This window comes from Collinsella sp. CLA-JM-H32B (assembly GCF_040098065.1).
Lineage (GTDB): Bacteria > Actinomycetota > Coriobacteriia > Coriobacteriales > Coriobacteriaceae > Collinsella.
The window spans coordinates 43,596-69,196 of the sequence record NZ_JBBNNA010000003.1; the positions used below are offsets into that span (position 1 = coordinate 43,596).

A 25,601-nucleotide genomic window follows, 5' to 3' on the forward strand; every position below is an offset into this window, starting at 1 on the left:
CTAAGTATGAACTTAATTGTTCAACATGCGACCCGTTTGAGTTCTACTCGCCAAGACCGCTCTTGATGAGCTCAATGGCAGCAGCCAGAGCCTCGGCCTCGTCAGCGCCGTCGCACTTGACCTCGACCTCGGTACCGCAAGGGATACCAGCAGCCATGAGGGCCATCGGGGACTTGCCGTTGACCTCCTTCTCGGGGGTGACGACCGTCACGTCGCAGGCGTACTTGCCCATGGTGGAGGCGAAGAGGCCGGCCGGACGCATGTGAAGACCCTGCGGATTGACGAGGGTAGCCTTCTCAGAAACCATAATTGACTCCTTTTTTGTGTTTAACCCCTGTCATGCATGCGGCAGGAGTCAGATTCACGACGTTGTTTATATTAACTCACATCAAACGGTTTTTCATTATGTTTCGCACGAATTGTTGGACAGATGTGTTTGTCGTCCGCTTGCTCGCCCACAGGGGGCCGGGCGCGGCCAGTGAGATTTCCTGCTCTACAGTCCTGCTCGCACGAAGAGCACATTAAGTGCTCTTCGGCTCGTGCGGAACTCGCGATAAATCTCACTGGCAGCGCCCGGCCCCCTGTGGGCGAGCAAGCTGCGGAAACACAGTCGGTCCAGAGCAATATCGTGCGAACGGAATTCTGGCTGATTTTTTGTTCGTCTGGTTGATCTAGTTGATGGGGTTTATCTATACCCTTTTGTAAGTTGCGGTGAAATAGGGACTGAATTTGGGGTTGAATCGTTTAAACAGTCCCTATTTCACCGCAACTTATGGGAGGGGTAGAAAAAGGCGGAGGCCCTGGTGAGGGTCTCCGCCTTTGTTACAAGGGGCGATGTTATTCGCGTACCGTGGAATTAGACCAGGCGGGCGTTGATCGTCTTGGCGATCTCGGCGGCGTCGGTGGAACCCTTGACGGTGGCACGGAAGTCCTCGTCCATAAGCGCCTCGGCGACCTTGGACAGGATCTTGAGATGCGTGGTGCCAGCCTGAGCGCCCGGGATGAGCAGGGCGATGGCAACGTTGACGGGAGCGCCGTCCATGGTGTCCCAACCGGTCACGCCAGAATCGTCCTTGACGACGATGACGGCAGCCTCGGTAATGGCGTCGGACTTGGCATGCGGGATGGCGAAGCCCTCCATCATGCCCGTGGTGCCCTCGGCCTCGCGGGCCAGGAAGGCGTTCATCACGGCGTCGGCGTCGCCGGCGATACCGGCCTTGACGGCCTGGTTGGAGACAAAGCTCAGGGCCTCGTCACGAGAAGCGAAGTCCTCGGCGACAAAGACGTTCTCGACCTTCACGAAGTCGGAAGCCTCGGCCTTGGGGGCCTCGACAGCAGCGGCCTTAGGGGCCTCAGTCGGCTTGGCTGCAGGAGCGGCCTTCTGGTTCTTCTCGAAGTCATACTTCTTGAAGGCGACGAACAGGATGCCACCGACCACGGCGCCGATGAGGATCGCGAGGACCCACTGCGGGCCGTTCTCGACAACGGGCAGGACCAGGAAGCCGCCGTGGGGCGCCGGATCGTGAACGTTGAAGAAGATGGTCAGGATGGAAGCGATGGAAGAACCGAGCATCATGATGGGCATGACGGGCCAGATGTTCTTGGTCATGAACGGAATGGCGCCCTCGGTGATGTGGGTGCAACCAAGGATAAGGTTGACGATACCGGCGTCATGATCCTCCTGGCTGAAGTACTTCTTGCCGACAACGACTGCGAAGGTGGTGATCAGCGGCGGAACGATGCAAGCGGCGGAGACGGCAGCCATGAAGTTGGTGCCGAAGTTGTAGGTCTCGGTGCCGACGCCAGCTTCGAGAGCGGTGCCGAGCAGGAAGGTGCCAGTAGCGTAAGCAGCCTTGTTGACCGGGCCGCCCATATCAAAGGCGCACATGCAGCCGATGGCCAGGCCAAGGATCACCGGACCGGAGTTACCGAGGCTCTGCAGGAAATCCATCATGCCCTGGTTAATGGCAGCCATGGGGCCGGAAATACCGAGCATGACCAGGCCGACGATGGCGGTAGAGCAAAGCGGATACAGGAAGATTGCCTTCAGGCCATTAAGGCTCGCGGGAATTTTAGAGAAAACCTTCTCGAGCAGCAAAATGACATAGCCGGCGAGGAAGCCGCCGACGATGCCGCCCAGGAAGCCAAAGCCCACACCCGAGCCTCCAGCGTCGATCATGCCGGTATCGGCGTTAACGGGCAGACCCTGGATGGCAATCATACCGGCAACAAAGCCGGGGACGAGCGCCGGGCGCTTGCCGATAGACTCGGCGATGTAGGCGGAGAGCACCGGAACCATGAGGTTCATGGCGATACCGCCGATAATCTTGAGCATCGCGGCAAAGCTGTTGTAGTCGGCAGCCGTCGAATCAAAGGACGTGATGCCCCACAGGAACGAAATGGCGGTCAGAACACCACCGGCAACGACGAAGACCAGCATGTGGCTGACGCCGTTCATGAGGTGCTTGTAAATGACGTGACCGATGGACTCCTTCTCCTCGACCTCGTCCTCGACATCGGCGGCAGCGGCAACCGTGTCGTCGCCCTTGGCGGCGAGCGCGCGGTCAATCAGCTTTCCGGCGGCCTCGACGGACAGGGCCTTGGAAACGCCAACGGAAACCATGGGCTTACCGGCGAAACGCTCAGCCTGGACATCCTTATCGGCTGCGACGACGACGGCCTTGGCACCGGCGATCTCACCCTTCGTGAGCTCGTTCTCGACACCGACCTGGCCATGAGTCTCGACCTTAATGGTCAGACCTCGCTCGGCAGCTGCCTTCTCCAGCGCCTCCTTCGCCATGAAGGTGTGCGCAATGCCGGTCGGGCAACCGGTCGCGGCGATGATGTCAAACTTAGCCATGTGTCCCTCCTTCTTGAGTACAGCGCCCGCGGGCGCTCCCCTATACGCGCTTAAATGCGCGTTTTTCCACACTTGAAAGATACCAACCTACCGTCCGCGTGAGAAGAGACAAGGCGCAATTCTCCGGTGAAAGGTTCTTTCATAACCGTAAACGGTAAGTGAAAGTTTACCATCAACACTTGAAACGGCAAGGTGTATCTTGTAAATGAAACTACCCGTATACTATGGCATGAAAAACGAGTCCGATTTTCATGCCAACCAGGAGCCATCCATGACCGATAGCAGCAAGAGCGCGCTCTCCCTTATTAGCACGCACAAAGGGTACAGCGATTCCGAGCAGCGCATTGTCGACTATATATTGGAGCACCAGTCCGAGGCGCCGCGTCTGACAGCCGCCCAGCTCTCACGAGCCGCTGCCACGTCCGAGGCGACGGTTTCACGCTTTTGCCGTAAGCTGGGCTTCGGCAGCTTCCGCAGCTTTCAGTTTTCGTTGGCGCGCGACTTGGAGAGCCAGCGCAACGAGGGCCTGACAGACGAGGTCTCGCTCGACAACATGGAGCAGAGCCTTAAAAATATCCTCGCCGCCAAGGTGAGCGAGCTTAATGCGACCATCGACGGCATTGATCACGACACGTTGGCCGCTGTTGTGCACGCGCTTAAGAATGCCGGCGTTATTGAGTTCGCCGCCGTGGGCAATACGAACGCAGTCGCGCTCGATGCGACATTTAAGTTTTCGCAGCTGGGCCTGCGCTGTATGGCGAGCACCATCAGCGAGACATCAATCGGCTTTGCGCTCACGTTGCGCCCCGGCGACGTTATCGTGCTAATCTCGAACTCCGGCAAGTCGCGCCGTTTGAATCGCATGGCAAAAGCGGCTCGCGGCTGCGGCGCCACTGTAGTCGTCATCAGCAGCGACAGCAAATCTCCGCTTGCGCGCCTGGCCGACTACACCTTTAATACCGTCAATCACGAGGCACTGCTGACAACGGGCGACTTCGCGTTCTCCAAGATGAGCGCCACAATGATCATAGAGGTCATCTACAACTTCCTGCTGCCCGAAATCGAGGACGCCCGAGAGCACATCAGCTACTACGAGGAGCTCATCCAGCCGGATAAGGTCGTGGAGTAGGTAAATTGGGGAGCCGATAGACGCCTCTCGCCACGAAACCCGCCCCATCTACTACGTTTTATCCGTATGGCCCAACCACATACCGAAAATAGAGAAAACCGCAGGCGTTCTACCTGCGGTTTTCTTTTTGCAATTCTTGGCGTGGTTGCCGATAGTCTATTAAACGTAGTAGATAGGCCGGTTTCGTAGCGATCGGGTCGGGCATGTATGTGGCGGCTCGGCCTAAGCACGCGCTTCTTCGAGCATCTGCTTTGCGTGGGCCAAGCTTGCCTCGGATTGATCGCCGCTCAGCATGCGGGCGATCTCGGCGGTACGGGCATCGCCGGTCACCTCGTCCAGGTGCGTTTGGGGAACATCGCCCGGCTCTTTACTGACCACGTAATGCTTGTCGGCCATGACCGCAACCTGCGCCAGGTGGGTTACGACAATGACCTGATGCGTGGCGGCAAGATCGGCCAGCACACCAGCAAGAGCACGAGCCGTAGAGCCGCCGACACCAGCATCGACCTCGTCGAACACCAGTGTATCCACGCCATCCGCGTTGCCGAGGACAACCTTGCTCGCCAGCATAACGCGGCTGAGCTCGCCACCCGACGCAATACGGCGCAGGGGACGCGGCGTCAATCCAGCGCCGCTGCGATACAAAAGCTCATAGCTCGAAGGGCCAGCAAGCGTCCACTCGGCGCGGGGAAGATCACGCGACTCCCAGACGAGTTCGGCGCCCCCCATTTCCAGACGCGCCATTTGGCGGCCAACCTCATGACAAAAACGCGGGGCCGCCGTATTGCGTGCACGTTTAAGCGCCTTGGCGGCGGCGAACAGTTCATGCTCCGCTGCGCCAAGCGCTTCACGCGCCTTCTTGATCTGCCCATCACCATCGTCTACCAGCGACAACAGCTCTTGTGAGCGATCGCGCATGGCAAACACGTCATCCATGGTAGGACCCCACTGACGCAGCAGGCCCTTGAGGTCTGAATATCGCTCGCGCATGCGAGCGAGCTCGCGAGGGTCAAACGCAACGCCATCGCGATAAGCACGCAGCTCGTTGGCACAATCCTCAAGTGAGATGCAGGCATCCGAAAGTGCATCGGCGATGTCACCGAGCTTGCGGTCAACGGTCGCCATGCGTGAAAGCTCGGCAACGGCGCCATTCACGGCATCGAGCGCTCCCCCTTCGGCAGCAAGCGATGCATGGGCCTCGTTGGCCGTCGCAACCAAGACCTCGGCGTGCTCCGAGCGCGGCAGCAGCTCCTCGAGCTCCTCGTACTCGCCTGGCTTGGGGTCGACCTCGGTGATACGCTCAAGAGCAAAACGCGCTTCCTCGACGCGACTTCCCTGCGCGCGTGAGGCTTCCTCCACACGGCGAAGCTCCTTGGCGGCGGCACGCGAAGCCTTAAAGCAGGTGCGATACTTCTCGAGCGCCTCAAGCGCCGCGCGCCCAGCCCAAGCATCGACCATGGCAACATGGTGCGCCGGGTCGAGCAGACGCTGATGTTCATGCTGGCCGCATAGATCCATCATCACGCCAACGCGCTCCGAAAGCTCGCGCACGCTGGCGATGCGGCCGTCAATTTTTACGCGGCTGCGGCCCTCGGCAGAAAGGCTGCGCTGTACGGTAAAACCCTCCGTGTCGTGCGGGCCGTCAAACAGGCGCGCCTCGACGCTGGCAAGCGCCTCGCCCTCGCGAACCGTCGACGAATCCGCGCGCTCGCCCAAAATGAGCTTGAGCGCCGAGAGCAGCGCGGTCTTGCCAGCACCGGTCTCGCCGGTCAGGACGGTCAAGCCGGTACCCGGAACCAACGTCGCCTCGCGAATGAGCGCGATGTTGGAAACCTGCAGTTCATCGATCATGGCGCACTCCATAGAACACGCGGCTCACCGAGTTATAGAAGCTCTCGGGGCCGTAATCCAGCAGCAGCACATCGCCGGGACCGCGACGAACAGCCACGCTCTCGACCGTGCCATCGCAGGTAATAAACTGTCCGTCGATAGCGATGGCAGGCACGCTCGGGCGATCATCGGACATAAAGATTTCGACGACATCACTCGGCGAGGTCAAGAAGGCGCGAGCCTGAATGGTATGCGGAGCAATCGGCACGCAAACCATGCCCGTGTAATCAGGGCTGACGATAGGGCCGCCGGCGGAAAGCGCATAGCCGGTGGAGCCGGTCGCCGTCGACACGACGACACCGTCACCGCGCAGGCGATCGATATGATGGCCGGACACCGTGATGTCAAACTCGACCATATCGGACAGGGGCCCACGCGTGAGCGCCATATCGTTGAGGGCGAACGAACGCACGACATCCTTCGTGCCGTCATCGCGCACCGAGACGATATCCGCGGCGATGGTGGCGCGGCGGCTCACGTGGAGCTCACCGGACAGGGCATCGCTCACAACCTGCAAAATATCGCGTTCCTCGGGACTGGCCGCCGTCAAAAAGCCCAGGTGGCCATAGGAAAGACCCAAAATGGGAATCTCGCGGTAGTTGAGAATACGGGCGGCGCGCAGCAGTGTGCCGTCGCCGCCGAGCGTGATGACCAAGTCGGCATCGTCAACATCGGGCGTGCTCTGGATCTTGGAGCGCTGGTCGGCAGCCCATGCAACCTCGTAGCCCTGGCGCGTCAGCCAGAGCTCGAGCATCAGGCCGCTCTCGACCGCCTCTTGCTTGTAGTAATTGGGAACCAGAAAGACCTTCATAGCGTTGCCGCTTTCTCGCTCAAAGCCGATACCTGGGATTGCAACTCATCTTCGGCGCGCTCGCCGGGGGCAAACCTCGTGCCGTACAGGAAAAACTCAACGTTGCCCTTAGCGCCATGGATTGGCGACACGCACACATCGAGCGGGAACAGGCCCTTGGCGGCAAAGAGCTCAATCGCCGCCACGAGTGTATCGCGGCGGACGGCAGGGTCGGTCACGATACCGCCCTCGCCCACCAGCGCAGCCGGCGCCTCAAACTGCGGCTTTACGAGCGTGCAAAACGAACCCGAAGGCTTCAGGCACGCCAGCACGGCGTCGATGATATTCGCGATACTCGTAAACGACACATCGCACACAGCCAGGTCAATAGCAGCGCCGTAGCCGAGCTCGGGCAACTGCGTCACATTCGTGCGCTCGTGGAGCGTCACGCGATCGTCTTGGCGCAGCGACCAATCAAACTGGGCACGGCCCACGTCGACCGAGACAACGGTCGCGGCGCCGCGCTTGAGCAGGCAATCAGTAAAGCCGCCCGTGGAGCATCCCACATCGAGGCAAGCAAGGTCCGTCGGATCGATCCCAAACGCATCGAGCGCGCCCTCGAGCTTAAGGCCGCCGCGCCCAACATACGGGATGCGCCCCTTAACGTGCAGTGGCAGGCCCGGCGTCACCTTGAGCCCCGGAGAGGTCAAACGCTCACCGCCACTCGAAACCAAGCCGGCCATAAGAGTGCGAAGGGCATCCGCGCGATCGGCGCAGATGCCCCGTGAAATCAGTTCGTCATCGAGACGCACGCGTTTCATGAATGCCATCAACCATTCGTATCCGGAGATGCAGCCTGTCTATCTTGGGACTCGTTTGCCGCATCCTCATCGTATTCCTGCTCGAGCTTGTCGGCCTCACGCGGCGTCAGCTCAAACTTGTCGACCATATCGACCGCTCGGGAGCCCAGCTCAATCGCCTCGTCAAACAAATCGAGCGAACGCTCCAAGGACGTATCCTTGGAGCGAACGGTGGCGATGATCTGGTCCAGGCGATCCGAGATCTCATCGAAGTTGCGGACGGAACCCTCTGGCATGGCTACTCCTCGACGGAGTCGGCCTCGACGGCCCCAGCAGCGTCCGCATCCTCGTCAAGTACACCGGCGGCAGCCTGAGCAGCAGCGACCTTGGCGGCTGCCTCGGCAGCCTGTGCCTCCTCACGAGCACAGTCCTCGGCCAGCAGCCCCTGGTACAGGTCCTCGCCCGGCAGCTCCTCGCTGCGAGCGATCTTGCCCAGCACGCCGTTGACAAACGATGCGGACTGGTCGGTACCATAGGCCTTAGCGATCTCGACGGCCTCGTTGATGACGATGGCGTCCGAGACCTCCTCGTCGGTGAGGAAGCGCATCTCGTAGACGGCGATACGCAGCAGGTTGCGGTCGGCACCGGGCATGCGCATAAGATCCCAGTTCTTGGCGACGGCGCGCAGGGCACAATCGATGCGATCAATGTGCTCGTAGGCACCGCGGCAAAGCTCCAGCGCATAGGGGTCGAGGGGACCCTTCGAGATCAGGAAATCGCCCTCGAGGACGCGCTCGAGCGGGCTGTCCGTGGCCTCGGCCTGGAACAGCAGCTGCAGCGCCTGACTGCGGGCAAGCGTGCGCCCGCGATAAACCTTAAGGCTCAAAGGTTACTCCTTGGGGAAAACGAGGCCGTCGATGCAAACGTCAACGCGCTCGACCTCGACGCCCACCTGGGCATCGATGGCGGCGACCACGGCGGCGCGAACGGCCTCGGCGAGCTTCTTGAACGGATAGCCAAAGAACACCACGACACGCACGGTGAGTGCGAGCTTGTCGCCGACGACCTCGGCCTCGACCGCCGGCTCGGAAGCCGGGGCCTTGGACGAGAGCATCATGGAGACAAGGTTGGTGGCAAGGTCCTTGACGCCAACGGAGGCGATGCCCTCGACATCCGACACGGCGCGCGAGACGATGGCGGTCAGAACATCGGGCGAAATGCCGATGCCGTCAATCTTGATTTCCTGGGGCATGAGTCCTCCTAGAAGAGTTGGTTGCTAGACGCGGGAGACGAACTTGCCGTCGCGGGTGTCAACCTTGATGACCTCGCCCTCGTTGAGGTACATGGGGACCTGGATGACAGCGCCGGTGTCGATCGTGGCCGGCTTGGTGGAACCCTGGACGGTGTCGCCCTTAAAGCCCGGGTCGGTCTGGACGATGGTGGTCTCGATGAACATCGGCGGGGTCACGCCCATGAGCTCGTCGTCGGCAAAGAGCAGCTGGCAGATGTCGTTCTCGCGCAGCCACTTGGAGTTCTCGCCCACCATATCCTCGGGAACGGGAACCTGCTCATAGGTCTCATTGTCCATGAAGATGTAGTCGGCGCCATCGTTGTAGAGGTACTGGAACTCACGGGTGGTGAGCATGACGCTCTCGAACTTGGTGCCGGCGTTGCAGGTGTTCTCGACGACGCGGCCGCTCTTGATGTCGCGGGTCTTGTAGCGCACGAACGCGCCGCCCTTGCCCGGCTTGACATGCTGGAACTCGACGATGGTGTAGACCTTGTCCTTAATGCGGAGACCGAGGCCGTTCTTGAAGTCGGCGGTAGAAATGGTAGGCATAGCGACCTTTCTTGTTATGGGCAGAACGCACAAGCGTCCAAATTACATACGACCGAAATTATACACTTGCAGAGCTCGCCTGCAGCGAGCGCATAAAAAGAGAACGCGGGGCGTCCGAATCGAACCGGACGCCCCGCCCCAAAAATCTATCGAAATGGGCTAGCAGTCGATGACGTGCAGGTCGTGCGGGGTCTTGGTGAAGGGCTCGTAGCCGTTCTCGGTGACCACGCCGTAGTCCTCCAGGCGCACGCCGCCCACACCGGGCAGATACACGCCGGGCTCCATGGTGATAACCGAGCCGACCTCGATGGTGTTCTTGCTGCGGTTGAAGTTGGGCAGCTCATGGATGTCGATACCCACGCCGTGGCCCAGACCGTGGTTGTAGTAATCGCCATAGCCGGCATCGCCGATGATCTTCTTGGAAAGCTTAAAAATGTCATTGCCCTCGACGCCCGGATGGATGGCGGCGACGCATTCCTCGTGCGTACGGCGCACGAGCGCGTACAGATCGAGCTGCTCCTGGGTAGGCTCGCCCATCACGACGGTGCGCGTCATGTCGGAACGATAATCGCAGTAGCCCGCGCCGTAATCCATGAGGACGAAGTCGCCCTTCTCGATCACGCGGTCACTCGGCACGGCGTGCGGGTTGGCGGTGTTGGGACCGCTCGCCACGATGGAGCCGAAGGCCAGGCTGTCGGCGCCGTTGGCGAACATAAAGTTCTCGAGCTCGTTGCGAACCTGCTTCTCGGTCATACCGGGCTTAATAAAGCCGAGCATGTGCTGGAAGGCGGCATCGGTGATCGACTGCGCATGGCGCATGAGCTCGATCTCCTCGGCGTCCTTGATGGCGCGCATCTTGCGAATGTCGTCATGCATCAGCGGCAACATGCAGGCAACGGAACGATCCTCAAGTCCACGCTGAATACCCTGGTAGAAGTTGATCTGCATATCGTCCTCAACAGCGCAGACGCGACATTTGTTGGCCGCGATCTTACCGGCGACCCAACCGGGGATGGTGCCCTCGTCCATGTCGTAGACCCAGGGACTGCCGGCGGGCGTGTTCTCCTCAAAGCTGTTGAGGTAGCGCGAGTCGGTATGGAACAGGCACTGGTCAGCCGTAATAAACGCCGCGTGCGGGAACTCGAAGGTGTAGTCGAAGACGCCCTTCACGCCCGTGAGCCAACGAAGGTTGGCCTCGTCGCGCACCACGATAGCGTCGTAGCCGCGCTCGACCATCAGGGCACGGACACGCTCGATACGACCGGCAGGACCGGCAGCAAACTCAGACATGCAGATTCCTTTCTTGTTGTCTCAAAAAGTGCGGGACGGGTCTCAACCGAACGACGGAATCGCATGCGATCCGCAACCGATTGAAAACCCGCCCCTCAACATGATACGAAAGACGATGGATGTCAATAAAACTTAGAGAAGTTCTTTGCGAGAAGCCAAGTAGGCGTGAGCATGGCGCTCAAGAACCTCGTCCTCAACGCTCGTAAGACGAATGGCGCCGAGTGCCGCGGGCAGCGGCAACATGCTGCGGTTCGAGCGGACAAACTGCTGCCTACGGAACTCCTCGATATATGCGGCAGGCTCCAGATCGAAGGCAAGCTCCTCGATACCAAAGTCCTCCAGGCAATCATCGACCTCAAAGACGTAATCGATATCGAAATCGCAGGCATCATGTGCTAGGCGCGCCTCAAAGCGCATGCCCTCGGACAACAGCTGGTAGGCAGGGACCCGCGAAGCGGCATCGCCCAAGCAGGCGCGCAGGGTACGCTCCCCCATCTTGCCAAAATCAAGTGCATGGCGGGCGCTCGGGTTCGTGGCCATCAGCACGTCCTTGCGGGCAGTCTGAGACCACTGAATGGCATTGACGAGCGCGACCTCCTCGCCCGCGAGAATCTCGGGGACGGTCTCAGTAAACTGATTCCAGCGGGACTTGCTGCTCGAAAGCATGGTGCCAACAAGTACCGCATAGCCGAGTCTGAGGTCCTCGGGGTCCGCCTCGCGTACAAGGTCGAGGTCACACACGACCAAGCCCGGCTCGGGACGGAACGCGATAGCGGGAAGCGCATTCGCCGACGAGGCGACGAGCGGCTTCATGGTCGTCGCGACCGTGAGCATGGCGTCGAGCGTCGTCGGCAGCAAGGCGCACTCGGTTCGACCGCACCACTGATTGGCACACCAGCAAACGACCGAACAGGTCGCCGTGTCACCGACAGCGACAACAAGATCGTCGCAGGTAATACCGTTAGCCGACAGGGCGCCAAAGACGGTATCGGCATCGGCCAGCGTAGCGCCGGCAGGAGAAACCTCGAGGGCGAGCAGCGACACGGCAAAACCGGCGTCGACCAGCGCATGCTCGACGACCTCGCCAAAACGCTCGGATGTGGCGTCGTTCCAAACAACCATCGCGCGCTTAGGCTTGCCCACAGCCGAGGCAAACATGCGCGACAGCTCCTCGAACGCGCCCAATCCGACGCGGACATCGACACTGCGGTTTTGGAAATTGATAAGTTGACGGCGAATCATAGCAGTCCACGCTCCAAAAGCTTCTCGGCACAAAGGTAGGAAACGTCCTCGAAGGACTTGTTGCGAATATCAAGGGTAATATCGGCGGCTTGGCGATACAGCGGACGGCGATGCTCAAACAGGCGCGCGGCGTGCTCGGGCGAGCGGAAATCGGGCCGGGTATCGGAGCGGCGAATCTGGCGCAACGAGTCCTCAAAGTCGCCTTCGAGGTACACACAGGTACCCATCTCGTGCATCAGTTCAATGTTAACCGGCGTCTCGACGATGCCGCCCCCGCACGATACCAGCAGACTGCGCTCGCTTTGAAGCGAACGGAGTGCCGAGGTCTCGAGCTCGCGAAAACGATCCTCGCCCTCGGTCTCAAAAATCTCGGTCACCGACTTGCCGCAACGACGCACAACCAAACGATCGGTATCAATGAATCGACGCTTGAACATAGTGCCCACGTTGCGCGCAAGCGTCGACTTGCCCGCGCCCAAAAAGCCGATAAAGAAGATATGGTCGCAGCCGTGTTTGATGTGCTGAGACATGGCGAAACCTATTCCTCGCAGGGAAGGTCGCGCAGGGCCCGGCGCTCAAAGATACGGAAGATCTGCGTGTACCACAGGTCCTGGGTTGCCTGCGGCTTGACCAGAATAGTGTCAACACCGGCAAAGTTACCGCTCCACACGTCCGTGTAAAGCTGATCCCCGATTAGCACGGCCTCATCGGCCGTGGCGCCCAGACGCTTAAGACCGACCTTCAGGGCAAAGGGCGCCGGCTTCATGGCATGGCTGATGGCCTCGAGCCCCAGCTCGCGCGCCGATGCCATGACCTGGTCGCGATGCCAGTTGTTGGACACCATGCACAGCTTAAAGCCCTTGGCATGGGCGGCCTCGAGCCAAGCGGAAACCGCAGCGGGAACCTGCTCGGTATCACGCGGCACCAGGGTGTTGTCGCGATCGAGCAGAATGGCGCGCTTGCCGTCGGCCCACAGGGTATCGAGGTCGATGCGGTCGACTGAGGCAACATATCGTTTGGGGCTAAAAATCCTCATGATCAATTCCAAGACTGTTGGTGCTCTTCGTAGGTCTTCGAGAAATACTCCTCGTCCTGCGTAATGTAGAAATACAGGTCATCGGAGTCGGTCGGCTCAAGGGTAGCCTTGAGCGCCTCGAGCGACGGAGAGCAGATGGGCGTGGGCGGCAGGCCCTCGTGCTTATAGGTGTTATACGGGCTATCGCTCTGCAGGTCGTCGGCGGTAACCTCGCCGCCGGTGACATACATCATGGTCGCATCGCTATTGAGGTAACGCAGGCCATCGAGCTTGCCCGCCAGACGGTTATAGAAAACCGATGCCACGTGCGCACGCTGATCGGCGTTAAGGCCCTCGCGCTCGACGATCGAGGCAAGGTTAACGATGTCGTAATCGGACATCTCCACGCCGTAGCGCTCCTTGATTTTTGCCTCGCAGCTGGCAAAGTCAAGCGACTTATACTCGGCGTTGAACTGGTCGAGCATGGCGCGAATCACATCGTCGGCAGACGGGTCCTTGCCCAACGAATAGGTCTTGGGGAATAGAAAGCCCTCGAGCGAATCGTTTGCAGCGCCCTCAAGGAAGCTATAGTCCTTCACATAGTTGGAGGCCTTTGCCTGATTGAGGAAGTCTTCCTTGGAGATACTGTCGTATGCCTTGGCCACGCGATCGGCGACCTGGTCAACCGTCAGGCCCTCAGGGATAGTCAGCGCATCGGAGCCCGCATTGGGGCCTTCCATGAGCTGCTGAACGACCTCGGTCGCGTCCATGAGCGTGGTGAACGAATACTTACCCGGCTTGAGAGACATATCGGCGTTGAGCTTTTTGACCGCCGCGTAATAATCCTTGGGATTTTCGACGATATGGTTCTCAGAGAGAATCGAAGCGATGCTGTCACCCGAGGCACCATCGGGAATCGTGATAGTAACCTGCTGGCCTGCAACGACTTTCGCATCCTCACCGCCAAAGAAGCCCTTAACGGCTGGCACGACAAAGAAAACGATCGCGACAAGCGCAAGCACGGCGGCGACGCCACCGACAATCAAAGGCACCGGGGAGCTTTTCTTTTGGGCACCACGGCGGGCGTGCGTGTTATAGCTCGAACGCGTGGCTGGAGCAACGCCGTGCGAGCCATGAGCATGATGTGCGTGGGAGCGTGATTGCGGGGCCTGCCCCTGCGTGCGCTGGGCAGGAACCTGTTGCTTAAAACGAGCGCCGCCAGCGGGCTGCGCGGGACGAGCGGCGGGCTGTTGAGCAGCACGCTGAGTAGGCTGAGCCGAACGCTGCATCGGCTGCGCCGGGCGCTGGCCAGCCTGAGCAGGGCGCGGCGCGGGCTGCCGTGTACGATTCGGCTGGCGCGGATCGAAAGCGCTAGACATGCGAAACCTCCTCGTTTTTGCGATCGAGCCACGTCTGCAAGAACAGGCTGGCGGCGATCATGTCGATCTTGCCCCTCATCTGCTTTTCGTTGAGCCCCTGCTCTCGCAGGATTCGCTTGGCCTCCTGCGAGGACAGACGCTCGTCCTCAAACTCCAGCGGAAGGTCGAGCTCGTCGGCAATCTTTTGGGCCACGGCGGCGACGCGCTCGGCCTGGGGGCCGGGTTCACCGGCCATGGTCAAAGGACGTCCGCTTACCAGGATATCGGGCTCATAGTCCTCGACCAGGTAGCGAAACGTCTTTGACATACCGGTGACCTCGGCAGCCGGAAGCACCTTGACAGGCATTGCCATCTTGCCATCACGGCTCGAGACGGCAATGCCAATCCTGGTCTCCCCTATGTCCAGTGCGAGCGCGACCACAGCGACTACTTAGGTTCTTAGGCGCCGAGCGCGGTCTTAGCGGCCGCGAGGGCATCGGCGATACCGGCGGCGTTCTTGCCACCGGCCTGGGCCATGTTGGGACGACCGCCACCGCGACCGTCGACCAGGCCCGCAATCTGCTTGATCACGTTACCGGCGTGGAAACCGGCCTTCACGGCGTCATCGGAGCCGGCGGCGAGCAGAGCCGGGGTGCCCTTCTCGGTCACGCTGGCAACAACGCAGGCGACGGGGCCGGCGACCTTCTGGTGCACGGTGTCCCAAACGTTGCGCAGGTCGGCAGCCTCAAGGCCCTGGAGCTCAGCGACGACGAGCTTGTAGCCGTTCAGCTCGACAGCGCCGTCGATGGCACTGGAGATAGCGTCGGAGGAGCCACCGGTCAGCGCCTTCTTGAGCTTGCTAGACGTCTCGCGCAGCTCGGCCTGCAGGTTCTCCACGCGGGCAGGAACCTCGTCGACGCGGCACTTGAGCGCAGCGGCAGCGGCGTCAACGAGTGCCAGGCGGTCGGCCATGTAATCGAGAGCGCCCTTGGAGGTCACGGCCTCGATACGGCGGACATTCGAGCCCGTGGAGGATTCGGAGATGATCTTGAACAGACCGATCTCGGCGGTGTTGGCGGCATGCGTACCACCGCAGAGCTCGCGGGAGAACGGCTGGTCCTCGGCGCCCACGGAGACGACGCGGACGACGTCGCCGTACTTCTCGCCAAACAGTGCGACAGCACCGGCGGCCTTGGCCTCGTCGATGCCCATAACATGGGTCACGACCGGCTTGGAAGCGAAGATCTGCTGGTTGACCAGGTCCTCGACAGCCTTGAGCTGCTCGGAAGACAGGGCCTCGAAGTGCGTGAAGTCAAAGCGCAGGTGCTCGGGCGTCACCAGCGAGCCGGCCTGGGAGACGTGCTCACCCAGGACCTGCTTAAGCGCGGCGTCGAGCAGGTGGGTGGCGGTGTGGTTGCGGCGCAGGAAACCACGGCGCTCGGCGTCGAGCGCGGCAGTCACGGTAGCACCGACGGTCAACGCGCCCTCGGCAACGTGCGCGACATGGGCATACAGGCCGTTGTGGTTCTTGGTGTCGGCAACAGTCAGCGCAACGCCCTCGGCGGAAAGCTCACCGGCGTCACCCTGCTGGCCACCCATCTCGGCATAGAACGGGGTGCGGTCGAGCACGACCTCGACGTCCTCGCCGGCGGCAGCGGACTCAACGGACTCGCCGTTGCGCACGATGGCAACAACCTTGGCGCCCTCGATGACGTCGTTGTCATAGCCGTCGAACTCGGTCGCGGCAACCTTGTCGGAAAGCTCGACCCACACGTCGTTGAAGCTACCCCAGGCATCGCCCTTGGCGTTGGCACGGGCGCGGGCCTTCTGGTCCTCCATGCAGGCGGTAAAGCCGTCCATGTCGACGTCGTGGCCGGCAGCGCCGGCGATCTCGACGGTCAGGTCGATGGGGAAACCAAAGGTGTCGTGTAGCTTAAAGGCAACGTCGCCCGGAAGCACAGCGCCCTCGGCGAGCGCGGCCAGGGCCTCATCCAGGTAAACGCGGCCGTTGTCGAGCGTCGTGGAGAAACGCTCCTCCTCGGAGGCGACGATGCCCTTGACGAGCGCGACGTTCTTGAGCAGCTCGGGATAGGCCTCGCCCATCTGAGCGTTGACTTCGTCGATAAACTTGGTCAGGAAAGCGCCCTCGATGCCCAGCAGGCGGCCGTGGAACACGGCACGACGGAGCAGGCGGCGAAGGACGTACTCGCGACCCTCGTTACCGGGCAGGATACCGTCCGAGATCATAAAGTCAACGGCGCGGGAGTGGTCGGCGATGATGCGCAGGGAGCGGCTGGCGCCGGAGTAATCGTCGGCGTCATAGGTCTTGCCGCTGATTTCCTCACCGAGTTTGATGAGGTGCTGCATTAAATCGCCGTCGTAGTTAGCGGTCTTGTGCTGCATGATAGCGGCCATGCGCTCCAGACCCATGCCCGTATCGAGGTTGCGGTGCGGCAGCTCCGGCATGGAGCCGTCCTCCTGGCGATCGTACTGGGTAAACACGAGGTTCCAGAACTCAAGGAAGCGGTCGCAGTCGCAGCCGGGCTTGCAGTCGGGACTACCGCAACCAACCTCCTCGCCCATGTCAAAGTAGATCTCGGAGCACGGACCGCAGGGGCCGGTGGGGCCAGCGGCCCAGAAGTTGTCGTCCTCGCCCAGACGCGAAATGTGATCCTCGGCAACGCCCAGGGAGCGCCACACGTCGTGGGTCTCGTCGTCCTCGGTAAAGACGGTGAAGTACAGGCGGTCGAGCGGCAGCTTGAACTCCTTGGTGATGAGCTCAAAGGCCCAAGCGCAGGCCTGCTGCTTGGAGACGCCGCCAAAGGAGAAGTCGCCGAGCATCTCGAAGAAGGACAGGTGACGGCCGTCCTCGCCGATGCAGTCGATGTCGTTGGTGCGGACGCATTTCTGGCAGGAGATCGCGCCGATCTCCTTCATGGTCTTCTTACCCTGGTAGTACTCCTTAAACTGGTTCATGCCGGCGTTGGCAAGCAGCAGCGAAGGATCGTCGGGGACGAGGGACGAAGAAGGATAGAGCTTAAGACCGCGCTCCTCAAAGAAGTTGAGGAACTTAGAGCGAATCTCGGCCGTAGTCATTGACGGGTAGTCAGCACTCATAGAGGGAATCTCCTCGGTTTCATATCGAAACAGTTCAAACGTAACGATATTACCATCCCACCGCGCCTGTGCAAAAAAGAGGGCCGCCAAACAGCGACCCTCCAGCGAAAGTGCATGTTATTTAGGACTAAGCAATCCTTTGAAAAAAATGGGTTTGGTAAAATGCTATATAAGAACCATCCGGAAGGAGCGATCGATGAAAAGCAAACGATTTGTCCTGAATGCACTTCTGGTAGTGGCACTTTTAGCGCTCTTGGCCTTCTCCCAATGGTACGCAAACCAACCAGCATTTGGCTACGTACTGTATGCAGTGACGTCCGGCGACAACGCTTATTGCACTCTACGCGCAATTGACGTTCTCTATTTCTATGTAGCCGGCCCCTTATCAATCGCTTTGCTCGTGTTTCTTGTCTTTTACAACATCAAGAAACGCTAACGGGACCTATTTGGAATCCGAATCGTCCATGGAGCCGTCGATGCCGGTTTTGGTGTCGTCGTCCGTATTGGAATCGTCATCCTTGGCGAAGGGGTTCTTGAAAAAGCCTGTCGCGTCGGGCTGAAGACCCGACAGCTTAATCCAGGGATTATCGAGTTCTGGTTTGGGCATAGCCTTAGCCTCCGGCGCAGTCTCGTTGCCGATGAGCTCGGACTCATAGATGAACGTATCGTCTCCAAGCGCGTCATAGGCGGCGACCGGGTTGCCCTCGGCATCGCGATACGGCGTTCCCTTAAACACGGCGCCGTCGTATGCCACGAGCTGGCGACCGGTCTCGTTCTCAAAGTAGTAGACGAAAATGCCCTTGAGGGCCGCGCACAACGGGATGGCGATGACCATGCCGATGGGGCCCATGAGTGCCGAACCAATAACGAGGGCCGTCAGGCTCATGATGGGATGCACCTGGACCGAGCTCTGCATGACCTTAGGCGAAATGACGTTGTCGGTGACATTTTGTGCCACCATAGTCACGATCAAGGTCCATAACGCCAGCATGGGGCTGAACATAAAGCCGAGCACCGTGGCAATCGCAGCGCTCACCCAGGGTCCGACAACCGGAACCAAGTGCATGATGCCGGTAAAGATGGCCATGAGTGCAGCATACGGATGCCCGATGATCGTAAAGCCGATAAAGGCGAGGATGCCACCGCAGATCGACGTTACGACCATGCCACGCATGTAGCCGCCGACCGAGCGCGAAAGAATCGCGACCATAAAACGGTACGAGGTCTCCTTTTCCTGACCAATAATGGTGCAGACCTCGTGGTGCATGCGGGGATAGTCGCAGGCCAACCAATAGGCAAGCACTAAGCCAAGAAAGATAACAAACAGCTGCGACGCGGTATTGGTGATGAGGGGGAATACACCACGGCCAAGCTCGGCGGCAATCTGTGAGACATACTTGGACGCCACCGTGACGAGCGAAGAAAGGTTATCGTCCAGATACTCCTTGAGCGGCGTGTTGTTGAGCGTCTTGGCATGCGAGATCATCTCATTGAGGTCGCCACCAGCAACACGAAGCTGCTCGGGCAGGCGGCTCAGGACTTCCATGATCTGACCAAAGAGAATCGGCGACAAGATGCAAACGACGCCGACGAGCACGGCAACGACCACAATAAGCGCAACAAGCGAACCGATGCCGCGATTCACGCCATGGTGCTCAAGCCAATTGGTGATCGGTGACATCACAAAAGCGATGATGGAACCGACAGCGAGAAACTCGATGACCGGCGCCAGGATGCCCATAAGGTTAAAGATGACGGCGGCGATGACAATGCAGCCGACGACGCCCCAAATGCGCAACGTCAGAATACGGGTATCGCGCAGCGTTCGGTCGGTTTGTTGGGGGTGCTCATTCATGAACGAACCATCACTCCGTCGGGGTCGATCTTGTCCTGAATCTTCTTGAGGGTGCGACGCAGCAGGCGCGAGACCTGCACCTGCGAGATGCCCAGCTTCTTGGCGATCTCGATCTGGGTCATGCCCTTCACAAAGCGCAGCTCGATTACCTCGCGCTCGCGCGGCGAGAAATCGCGAATGGCCTCCTCAATCACCAGGCGGTCATCGGTAAAGTCGAGCTCGTTGTCGTCGTCGGCGTAGCGATCGAGAATCGAAGGCGCATCGTCGGAATCGGACGCACCGGGGGCCTCGATGGGCACCGAGGTGTAGGCCGAGGACGATTCCATGGCTTCGAGCACCTCGTCGACGGTCACGCCCAGGTAATCGGCGATTTCCTCAACCTTGGGCGAACGCTGAAGCTCGTTGGTGAGCTTGTCGGTAGCCTGGTTGACCTTGGCAGAGAGCTCCTGCAAGCGACGAGGCACGCGCACGCTCCAGCCCTTGTCGCGGAAATGGCGCTTAATCTCGCCCAGAATGGTGGGCGTGGCAAACGTCGTGAACTCGAGCCCGCGCTCAGGGTCAAAGCGGTCGATAGCCTTGAGCAGGCCCAGATAGCCGACCTGCAAAAGGTCATCGAGCGGCTCGCCGCGGTTCTTAAATTTGTTGGCAAGAAACCTTACCAGGTTCATGTGGGACATGACGAGCTGCTCGCGTGCATCCGGATCACCGGTCTCCTTATAACGACGAAACAGCTCGCGGGTTTTCTCCTTGTCCCAAGCGGTCTTGCCGCTCCGGGAACGTTCGGTCATATTAGATATCCGCCTTGAGGTCGAGGGAAAGCGTCAGGGGCGCTGTAGTCTTTTCGTAGGAGTCGCACACACTCGCCAAAATGAGCTCGGCATATACGGCAGCCTGGTCATCCTCATCGACAGTCGCCTGGTCGCCAAAGGTAAAGGTCATGCCCACATGGGATTCGTCGACATCGAATTTGATCGAAATATCGTCGGAATCAACGGCCGTGCATCCAAAGATGAAGGCTTCCTCGGCAGCCATACGAATATCCTCGATGCGATCGACGGACATAGAGCACAGGGCGCCGACGTTGGCGGCAGTCATGCGCACCAAGCGCGCGAGACGCGGATCACCGGCAACGCTCAGCGTAATGGGGCAGGTTGCTTCGCTACTCATCGCAGGACTCCTCGGAGGTCTCGGCGGGCGTATAGGTGTAATACTGAGCAGGCTTGGCTGCGGACTTATGAGCCGCATCCGCACCATCGGCGGCCTCGTCCTCAGCCTCACCAATCAGAACGCGCTCGGTAGGCTGCTCGGCCTCGGCGGCGGCAGCGGCGAGCTTGCGATCGGCGTCGGCTGCAGGAGCCTTCACCTTATTGAAGAGCTTCTGCACGGCACCAGCCGCAGAGTCGGTCACGCTCGATACGGCATTGCTGGCCTCGGCCACGCTGCCCGTAACCTCGGAGATGTCGCGAACCACGGCTTCGACCTCTACGAGATTGGAAGTAAGGGCGTCGACAGCGGTCTTGCTCGATTTGAGGAGTGGCTCAACCTGGGCAAGTGCGGGGGTGAGCTCATCGACAGCGCCATCGAGCTTTGCCACCACGGGCTGAGCCTCGGCGATGGTGTTGTTGAGGTCGCTGACTGTCTTGTCGAGCGAATCAACGACGGTGCGGGTCTTGCGCAGCGTGAGCGCGAGTTCGATAACAGCCCACACGCCGACAACGGCAAGCAACAGCAGGGCGATTTGAATGGGACTCATACAAGCCTCCCGAAGGAATCGAAATACAGACGCTCTTCATGGTACCCCAAAGAAGGGGAAAGATACCCAAAGGGAATGTGCGAGGCGCCAATGACCTACTTGGGAGCATTGCCGCTACGGTCGCGTTCGCTTTGTTCTACGCGCCACTCTTCCCAACCGCGGCCGGCAGGCTGCCAAAACGCACCGCGCTCCAGTCCCTCGGGCAAATAGCGCTGATCGACCCAGCCTTCGGGATAATCATGCGGATATTTATACACACCGTATTCGTCGCTGCCCGGGCGATGACGGTCGCGCAGATAACTCGGTACCTCGCGCAGTCCACTTGAATGGATATCGGCCAGCGCCGCATCGATCGAAGCCTCGCACGCGTTGGATTTTGGTGCCAAGCACACATAGAGCGCAGCCTGAGCCAGGTTAATGCGACATTCGGGATAGCCAATGACCTCGGCAGATTTAAATGCGGCATGCGCCACCAAAAGCGCCTGCGGATCGGCGTTGCCGACGTCCTCGGAAGCATGGATCATAATACGGCGAGCAATAAACTTGGGGTCCTCTCCAGCATCGATCATGCGTGCAAGCCAATAGATCGTGGCATCGGGGTCGCTGCCGCGCATAGACTTAATAAACGCACTGATAATGTCATAGTGCATGTCACCGTTTTTGTCGTACGAAAAGCCACGACGCGGGTTGGCAATCTTCACGTCATCCACGGTGATGGGATAGCGCTCCCCCGCCGCCGGCGCTGGCGTTCCCTCGGTATCGGGACGCGTTACGGCAATCTCGCTTGCAAGCTCGAGCGTCGTGAGCGCCGAGCGAGCATCACCCGCGGCCAGCGTGCAGATGGTCTTAACCGTATCCTCATCGGCCGAGAACTTGCCGCTCAGACCCTGCGGTGCCTCGAGTGCACGCTCAATCAGCGTGGCGATATCCTCGTCCTTCAGGTGCTCAAGCTCTACCACGCGACCGCGCGAGAGCAACGCCGAGTTGACCTCGAAGTACGGATTCTCCGTCGTGGCGCCAATCATAATGACGGTACGGTTTTCAACCGCATGCAAAAGCGCATCCTGCTGCGACTTCGAAAAACGGTGAATCTCGTCGATGAACAAGATGGTACGGCGGTCATACGTATTCAGGCGCGTCTTTGCCTCGTCAATCACGCGACGCAAGTCCTTCACGGTGCCCGTCACGGCGCTGACCTCGACAAACTCACTCTTGGTATGGTTAGCGATAATGTGGGCCAGTGTCGTCTTGCCCGTGCCGGCCGGCCCATACAGAATCACGCTCGATAGCACATCATGCTCGATTGCCGCACGCAGCCACGAACCCTTGCCCACGGCCTTTTGCTGACCCACGTACTCGTCGAGCGAATTGGGGCGCATGCGAACCGCAAGCGGCGCATTTTTAAAGGAACGCTCGCGCGTCGAGGCAGAAAAAAGGTCGTCCATAGCCATCCCGTGCATCAATCAAAAACGTTTTTCACTAATAAGTATACCGAATATATACGAACTACCGTTCGTTAATATAGGTACGGTGCGGAAACTTTAATCCCGGGAACAGCTTGCTCGTCAGCTCACAGAAATAACCGTCCGTCATGCTCGCGATGTAATCCACCACCGCTTGATCCTTGTCGTCCTGCCAGGCATAGGTGCGATCGTAGTAGGAAAGCTGCTGCTCAATGCGCGAAATGTGATGCTTAAAGATGTAAGAGGACTCGTCGCCTTCGTTTATATCCTGCAGGCAACGGTCGTAGAGCTTTTCGAACGCCTCGCGCAGTTCCGCTTCGGAGTCGCCTTCAATGCCGCCCTTGCTATAAATCTTTACGTAGTTCTCGCGCTTGGCTCGGCGGATTTCCTCAAACAGCTCCTCGCTCATCTCGATGCGCGGCTTGCCATAGCTGTGCTCAACGATATCGATGGAGGCATGCGTAAGTATCCAGCTGTTGTATGCCCCGCCCAGGCCATCGTCAAAGGCGTCGGGTGACAGCAGGCCCGCCGCAATAGCGTCTTGGCGATCGCGCCCAACGTAGGCAAGGATATCCGAGATGCGAACCACGCAGCCCTCGAGTGTCATGGGGCGCAGGTGCTCTATTGCGCTATAACCCGTGGCAATGCATTCCTCGACGGTTCGGTCGAACTGGTCAAAGGAACCCATGTCCGAAAGCTCAAACACGCGTTGCTCGTACTCGCCGTTATGGCACAAGACGCCGTCGAGCGTCTGGAGCGACACGTTACGACCGTACAGCGCATCGAGCACGCGAACCGACTGCACGTTATGAAAAAAGAAGCGGCCGGTACGCTCGTGATAGATATCGTTGAGGAATCGCTCACCGGCATGACCGAAGGGCGTGTGGCCCAAGTCGTGGCCTAAGCCAATCGCCTCGATCAGATCGCAGTTGAGCCCCAGGGCGCGACCGATATCGCGCGCAATGCGCGAGACAAGCTGCACGTGCAATCCGCGGCGCGACAGATCATCATTACTACGGAAGCTAAAGACCTGCGTTTTGCCTGCATAACGGGTGTACGCCGGAAGATGAAGAATCTTTTCGGTATCGCGCATAAATGCCGGTCGCATAAGCGTGCCTTTGTCGGCAGCGCGATCAATACGACGAATGACCTGGTTGTCGTTGCAACGATACGGGTTGACAGAACCCGAAGCACGATCGGCGGAAATGCGCTCGAAAAGCTCGGGCGACAACGCCGACGGAATCCGGTCCATGCGCGCCTTAATGACGGCCGTTTCTTGATTAGTTGCCATGGCATGCTCCTTAAGAAGGATGCACAATCGGTTACACCGTGCAGCCCACGACCTCGATTATGGCAAAAATCGGCACCAAAAACGGGAGCAATGGCAGGGAGCGCGATTTTGTGAAGAGGCAGGAGAGGGCAAGGACCAGGAGTGCGACGGCAAATGCCACGATGCCGCCCAGAGGGTCAAGCGTGCAAAGCGCGAAGAGCGCCTTGGCATCCCCCATGCCGATGCCGGGGGTTTGGCGGAGGCGCCGCCAGAGCGACTCAGTGAGCACAAGGGCAAGGTAGACGATGACCGCAAGACCGGCGTGGTCAAGCGCCGTGGTAACGCCCTTGTCGAGCCAGACGCCTGCCAACGCCGCCACCGCACACACGCCGGCAAGCTCATTGGGAAACCGTCGCTCACGGGCATCAACCAACGCACCGGCAAAGATGCAAATCCAAAATGGGATGTAGGGCATCGTGCACCTCCTTGGGCAGCTACTCGAAAGCAAAAACCACCACAAAGGTGCCTGTCCCCTTTGTGGTGGTTTTGGTGGTGGTTATTTGGCGCCTTGCATGACCTCGTCGAGGGTAACGTTGACGGCGTGCTGCGTCGGGACCCAGTCGACCTTTAGGAACAGGGCCGCCACCGTGATGGGGATATAGCTGAACATAAAGATCGGGAAGGTAAACAGGTTGGTCACCAAACGCCACTTTTGCGCGCAGTGAATATGCTTGTACTCAAAGATGGTCGTGAGCAGTGCCAGGATAAAGAAGGTCTGGTACATCATCGCGAAGGTCATGATGAGCGAAGCGGCACAAGCTTGCATCTCGACCTCGGTGGCCAAGAAGCCGTGCGAAAGCCCGCCCACGATGAGGAAGGTCGCGTTGGCGAGCATGGAGATCAGGGACAGCAGCATGCCCGGAGCGATGGTCATAAACATGTCGTAGGCAGCAAAGCGATGATAGCGGAACGTCGACTTGACCAGGTGCTTACCGTAGGTAAAGAACACCTGGTAGAAGCCCTTGGTCCAACGCATGCGCTGTTTCCAGGACGCCTTAAACGTCACGGGCTGTTCGTCAAAGAACTCCGCCGGCGCATAGCCAATGCGAATGCCGTGAATGGCGCAGAACGTGGTGAACTGGATATCCTCGGTCAGCGTATGGAACTGCCAGCCGTGCATGCCCTCGATAACGCTGGCGGAGATGAGATAGCCCGAACCCGAGACAGCGCAGGACGTCTTGCAGATATTACGCGCGTTGTTGAGGAAGCGCGCCTCGCGCAGGTACCAAGTGGCATTAGCTGCCGAGATCCACGAGCTGCCGAAGTTCTTGGAATTGCGATAGCTCGTGACCACATGGAAGCCCTGGTCAAAGGCATCGTTCATCTTAGACACGTAATCGCGGGAGATAACGTTGTCGGCATCGAAGATAAAGTAACCCTCAAACGTGTCGGGATACTCGTTGAGAATGCGATCGAAACCAAAGTCCATGACCCAGCTCTTGCCCTTACGGGCCAGGTCATTGCGCTCATAAACAATAGCACCGGCCTCGCGCGCAAGCTGCGCCGTGTTGTCGGTGCAGGCATCGGCGACCACGAAGACCTCGATGAGCTCGGACGGATAATCCTGGTCCTTGATGGAGCGTACGAGGTTGGCGATCACGGCTTCCTCGTTATGCGCCGCGATAAAGAAGGCATAGCGGTGGAGTTTTTTGGCCTTGGGAGGCGCGACCTCGCCACGAAGAGCGCCGATGACAAAGAAGACCACCTGGTACAGAAAGCAGACCGTGAGCAGCGTGACGACAATCTGGTTGAAAATCACGATGGGTGTGTTGGTTTGTAAAAAGGCGAGCATGCAGGCTCCCAGGAACGCATTACGTAAACAATCGTATATCTTACCGCAGGCTTACCGAGTTCAAGAAACCACCTAAT

Annotated in this window: 26 protein-coding genes; 2 read left to right on the plus strand and 24 right to left on the minus strand. The window is 59.5% G+C overall.

Features of this window, described 5'->3' with window-relative positions:
* Positions 1-43: 43 nt before the first annotated feature.
* Positions 44-307 carry an HPr family phosphocarrier protein gene (locus tag AAA138_RS03245; protein WP_022094575.1) on the minus strand — a complete coding sequence of 88 codons (264 nt, stop codon included), beginning with the start codon at positions 305-307 and terminating at the stop codon, positions 44-46.
* A 549-nt stretch (positions 308-856) separates the two neighbouring features.
* Positions 857-2,860, minus strand: coding sequence for a fructose-specific PTS transporter subunit EIIC (locus AAA138_RS03250; protein ID WP_349089541.1), 2,004 nt, complete (start codon positions 2,858-2,860; stop codon positions 857-859).
* Positions 2,861-3,065: 205 nt separating this feature from the next.
* Here AAA138_RS03250 and AAA138_RS03255 point away from each other — a divergent pair, with 205 nt between their 5' ends.
* Positions 3,066-3,989, plus strand: a complete 924-nt coding sequence (locus AAA138_RS03255) for a MurR/RpiR family transcriptional regulator (protein WP_346977109.1) — start codon at positions 3,066-3,068, stop codon at positions 3,987-3,989.
* A gap of 222 nt (positions 3,990-4,211) precedes the next feature.
* Here AAA138_RS03255 and AAA138_RS03260 read toward each other — a convergent pair whose 3' ends face one another.
* From AAA138_RS03260 to alaS, 14 genes are all read right to left on the minus strand, one after another.
* Complete coding sequence (locus tag AAA138_RS03260) at positions 4,212-5,840, minus strand: DNA repair protein RecN (RefSeq protein WP_349089543.1); 1,629 nt, start codon at positions 5,838-5,840, stop codon at positions 4,212-4,214.
* Complete coding sequence (locus AAA138_RS03265; RefSeq protein ID WP_217750036.1) at positions 5,830-6,690, minus strand: NAD(+)/NADH kinase; 861 nt, start codon at positions 6,688-6,690, stop codon at positions 5,830-5,832. Before AAA138_RS03265 ends, AAA138_RS03260 begins: the two co-directional genes overlap by 11 nt.
* Positions 6,687-7,490 carry a TlyA family RNA methyltransferase gene (locus AAA138_RS03270; RefSeq protein WP_346977111.1) on the minus strand — a complete coding sequence of 268 codons (804 nt, stop codon included), beginning with the start codon at positions 7,488-7,490 and terminating at the stop codon, positions 6,687-6,689. The genes AAA138_RS03265 and AAA138_RS03270 overlap by 4 nt, the downstream gene beginning before the upstream one ends.
* An 8-nt stretch (positions 7,491-7,498) precedes the next feature.
* Positions 7,499-7,765, minus strand: coding sequence for an exodeoxyribonuclease VII small subunit (locus AAA138_RS03275; protein ID WP_089571754.1), 267 nt, complete (start codon positions 7,763-7,765; stop codon positions 7,499-7,501).
* A 2-nt stretch (positions 7,766-7,767) separates the two neighbouring features.
* Positions 7,768-8,355: a transcription antitermination factor NusB gene (gene nusB, locus AAA138_RS03280; protein ID WP_349089544.1), complete on the minus strand. Its 588-nt coding sequence runs from the start codon at positions 8,353-8,355 to the stop codon at positions 7,768-7,770.
* Between the two features lie 3 nt (positions 8,356-8,358).
* Positions 8,359-8,721 carry an Asp23/Gls24 family envelope stress response protein gene (locus AAA138_RS03285; protein WP_006233982.1) on the minus strand — a complete coding sequence of 121 codons (363 nt, stop codon included), beginning with the start codon at positions 8,719-8,721 and terminating at the stop codon, positions 8,359-8,361.
* Positions 8,722-8,745: 24 nt separating this feature from the next.
* Entirely contained in the window at positions 8,746-9,309 is a 564-nt protein-coding gene (gene efp, locus AAA138_RS03290; protein ID WP_117806186.1) for an elongation factor P, read from the minus strand.
* Positions 9,310-9,468: 159 nt separating this feature from the next.
* The gene (locus tag AAA138_RS03295) at positions 9,469-10,599 is read right to left on the minus strand and encodes a Xaa-Pro peptidase family protein (RefSeq protein ID WP_117769618.1); all 1,131 of its coding nucleotides are present in this window, start codon (positions 10,597-10,599) and stop codon (positions 9,469-9,471) included.
* A 132-nt stretch (positions 10,600-10,731) separates the two neighbouring features.
* Positions 10,732-11,841, minus strand: coding sequence for a hypothetical protein (locus AAA138_RS03300; RefSeq protein WP_349089545.1), 1,110 nt, complete (start codon positions 11,839-11,841; stop codon positions 10,732-10,734).
* Positions 11,838-12,371: a shikimate kinase gene (locus AAA138_RS03305; protein WP_349089546.1), complete on the minus strand. Its 534-nt coding sequence runs from the start codon at positions 12,369-12,371 to the stop codon at positions 11,838-11,840. The genes AAA138_RS03300 and AAA138_RS03305 overlap by 4 nt, the downstream gene beginning before the upstream one ends.
* Positions 12,372-12,379: 8 nt before the next feature.
* The gene (locus AAA138_RS03310; protein ID WP_349089547.1) at positions 12,380-12,877 is read right to left on the minus strand and encodes a YqeG family HAD IIIA-type phosphatase; all 498 of its coding nucleotides are present in this window, start codon (positions 12,875-12,877) and stop codon (positions 12,380-12,382) included.
* Positions 12,878-12,879: 2 nt separating this feature from the next.
* Positions 12,880-14,235, minus strand: coding sequence for an endolytic transglycosylase MltG (mltG, locus tag AAA138_RS03315; RefSeq protein WP_349089548.1), 1,356 nt, complete (start codon positions 14,233-14,235; stop codon positions 12,880-12,882).
* Positions 14,228-14,656 carry a Holliday junction resolvase RuvX gene (ruvX, locus tag AAA138_RS03320; RefSeq protein WP_117746034.1) on the minus strand — a complete coding sequence of 143 codons (429 nt, stop codon included), beginning with the start codon at positions 14,654-14,656 and terminating at the stop codon, positions 14,228-14,230. The genes mltG and ruvX overlap by 8 nt, the downstream gene beginning before the upstream one ends.
* A 17-nt stretch (positions 14,657-14,673) precedes the next feature.
* Entirely contained in the window at positions 14,674-17,331 is a 2,658-nt protein-coding gene (gene alaS, locus AAA138_RS03325) for an alanine--tRNA ligase (protein ID WP_349089550.1), read from the minus strand.
* 196 nt (positions 17,332-17,527) lie between these two features.
* Here alaS and AAA138_RS03330 point away from each other — a divergent pair, with 196 nt between their 5' ends.
* Complete coding sequence (locus AAA138_RS03330) at positions 17,528-17,767, plus strand: hypothetical protein (protein WP_349089552.1); 240 nt, start codon at positions 17,528-17,530, stop codon at positions 17,765-17,767.
* Between the two features lie 6 nt (positions 17,768-17,773).
* Here the strand turns inward: AAA138_RS03330 and AAA138_RS03335 are convergent, their stop codons facing one another.
* From AAA138_RS03335 to AAA138_RS03370, 8 genes are all read right to left on the minus strand, one after another.
* On the minus strand, positions 17,774-19,186 hold the full coding sequence (locus tag AAA138_RS03335) for an AI-2E family transporter (RefSeq protein ID WP_349089553.1): 1,413 nt from the start codon (positions 19,184-19,186) through the stop codon (positions 17,774-17,776).
* Positions 19,183-19,974 (minus strand): RNA polymerase sigma factor SigF, encoded by a 792-nt coding sequence (locus AAA138_RS03340; RefSeq protein ID WP_117635146.1) that lies wholly within the window; start codon positions 19,972-19,974, stop codon positions 19,183-19,185. Before AAA138_RS03340 ends, AAA138_RS03335 begins: the two co-directional genes overlap by 4 nt.
* A gap of 1 nt (position 19,975) precedes the next feature.
* Entirely contained in the window at positions 19,976-20,353 is a 378-nt protein-coding gene (locus AAA138_RS03345; protein WP_117736300.1) for an ATP-binding protein, read from the minus strand.
* A complete protein-coding gene (locus AAA138_RS03350; RefSeq protein WP_349089555.1) occupies positions 20,346-20,939 on the minus strand; it encodes a hypothetical protein in 594 nt (197 codons plus the stop codon). The genes AAA138_RS03345 and AAA138_RS03350 overlap by 8 nt, the downstream gene beginning before the upstream one ends.
* 95 nt (positions 20,940-21,034) lie before the next feature.
* The gene (locus tag AAA138_RS03355; RefSeq protein ID WP_349089557.1) at positions 21,035-22,384 is read right to left on the minus strand and encodes a replication-associated recombination protein A; all 1,350 of its coding nucleotides are present in this window, start codon (positions 22,382-22,384) and stop codon (positions 21,035-21,037) included.
* 61 nt (positions 22,385-22,445) lie between these two features.
* The gene (locus AAA138_RS03360) at positions 22,446-23,693 is read right to left on the minus strand and encodes an HD domain-containing protein (RefSeq protein WP_349089558.1); all 1,248 of its coding nucleotides are present in this window, start codon (positions 23,691-23,693) and stop codon (positions 22,446-22,448) included.
* Positions 23,694-23,724: 31 nt separating this feature from the next.
* A complete protein-coding gene (locus tag AAA138_RS03365) occupies positions 23,725-24,147 on the minus strand; it encodes a prepilin peptidase (protein WP_349089559.1) in 423 nt (140 codons plus the stop codon).
* A gap of 81 nt (positions 24,148-24,228) precedes the next feature.
* Positions 24,229-25,524, minus strand: a complete 1,296-nt coding sequence (locus tag AAA138_RS03370; RefSeq protein WP_022094595.1) for a glycosyltransferase family 2 protein — start codon at positions 25,522-25,524, stop codon at positions 24,229-24,231.
* Positions 25,525-25,601 lie beyond the last annotated feature (77 nt).

Bases quoted from the DNA above. Each gene is read 5' to 3' on its own strand.
- AAA138_RS03310 (WP_349089547.1), bottom strand. From the start codon at position 12,877: ATGAGGATTTTTAGCCCCAAACGATATGTTGCCTCAGTCGACCGCATC.
- AAA138_RS03305 (WP_349089546.1), bottom strand. From the start codon at position 12,371: ATGTCTCAGCACATCAAACACGGCTGCGACCATATCTTCTTTATCGGC.
- AAA138_RS03365 (WP_349089559.1), bottom strand. From the start codon at position 24,147: ATGCCCTACATCCCATTTTGGATTTGCATCTTTGCCGGTGCGTTGGTT.
- AAA138_RS03330 (WP_349089552.1), top strand. From the start codon at position 17,528: ATGAAAAGCAAACGATTTGTCCTGAATGCACTTCTGGTAGTGGCACTT.
- AAA138_RS03370 (WP_022094595.1), bottom strand. From the start codon at position 25,524: ATGCTCGCCTTTTTACAAACCAACACACCCATCGTGATTTTCAACCAG.
- AAA138_RS03345 (WP_117736300.1), bottom strand. From the start codon at position 20,353: ATGAGTAGCGAAGCAACCTGCCCCATTACGCTGAGCGTTGCCGGTGAT.
- AAA138_RS03260 (WP_349089543.1), bottom strand. From the start codon at position 5,840: ATGATCGATGAACTGCAGGTTTCCAACATCGCGCTCATTCGCGAGGCG.
- AAA138_RS03255 (WP_346977109.1), top strand. From the start codon at position 3,066: ATGAAACTACCCGTATACTATGGCATGAAAAACGAGTCCGATTTTCAT.
- AAA138_RS03270 (WP_346977111.1), bottom strand. From the start codon at position 7,490: ATGAAACGCGTGCGTCTCGATGACGAACTGATTTCACGGGGCATCTGC.
- AAA138_RS03335 (WP_349089553.1), bottom strand. From the start codon at position 19,186: ATGAATGAGCACCCCCAACAAACCGACCGAACGCTGCGCGATACCCGT.
- AAA138_RS03350 (WP_349089555.1), bottom strand. From the start codon at position 20,939: ATGAGTCCCATTCAAATCGCCCTGCTGTTGCTTGCCGTTGTCGGCGTG.
- mltG (WP_349089548.1), bottom strand. From the start codon at position 14,235: ATGTCTAGCGCTTTCGATCCGCGCCAGCCGAATCGTACACGGCAGCCC.
- efp (WP_117806186.1), bottom strand. From the start codon at position 9,309: ATGCCTACCATTTCTACCGCCGACTTCAAGAACGGCCTCGGTCTCCGC.
- AAA138_RS03340 (WP_117635146.1), bottom strand. From the start codon at position 19,974: ATGACCGAACGTTCCCGGAGCGGCAAGACCGCTTGGGACAAGGAGAAA.
- AAA138_RS03300 (WP_349089545.1), bottom strand. From the start codon at position 11,841: ATGATTCGCCGTCAACTTATCAATTTCCAAAACCGCAGTGTCGATGTC.
- AAA138_RS03250 (WP_349089541.1), bottom strand. From the start codon at position 2,860: ATGGCTAAGTTTGACATCATCGCCGCGACCGGTTGCCCGACCGGCATT.
- AAA138_RS03265 (WP_217750036.1), bottom strand. From the start codon at position 6,690: ATGAAGGTCTTTCTGGTTCCCAATTACTACAAGCAAGAGGCGGTCGAG.
- AAA138_RS03360 (WP_349089558.1), bottom strand. From the start codon at position 23,693: ATGGCAACTAATCAAGAAACGGCCGTCATTAAGGCGCGCATGGACCGG.
- alaS (WP_349089550.1), bottom strand. From the start codon at position 17,331: ATGAGTGCTGACTACCCGTCAATGACTACGGCCGAGATTCGCTCTAAG.
- AAA138_RS03285 (WP_006233982.1), bottom strand. From the start codon at position 8,721: ATGCCCCAGGAAATCAAGATTGACGGCATCGGCATTTCGCCCGATGTT.
- AAA138_RS03275 (WP_089571754.1), bottom strand. From the start codon at position 7,765: ATGCCAGAGGGTTCCGTCCGCAACTTCGATGAGATCTCGGATCGCCTG.
- AAA138_RS03355 (WP_349089557.1), bottom strand. From the start codon at position 22,384: ATGGACGACCTTTTTTCTGCCTCGACGCGCGAGCGTTCCTTTAAAAAT.
- AAA138_RS03245 (WP_022094575.1), bottom strand. From the start codon at position 307: ATGGTTTCTGAGAAGGCTACCCTCGTCAATCCGCAGGGTCTTCACATG.
- AAA138_RS03295 (WP_117769618.1), bottom strand. From the start codon at position 10,599: ATGTCTGAGTTTGCTGCCGGTCCTGCCGGTCGTATCGAGCGTGTCCGT.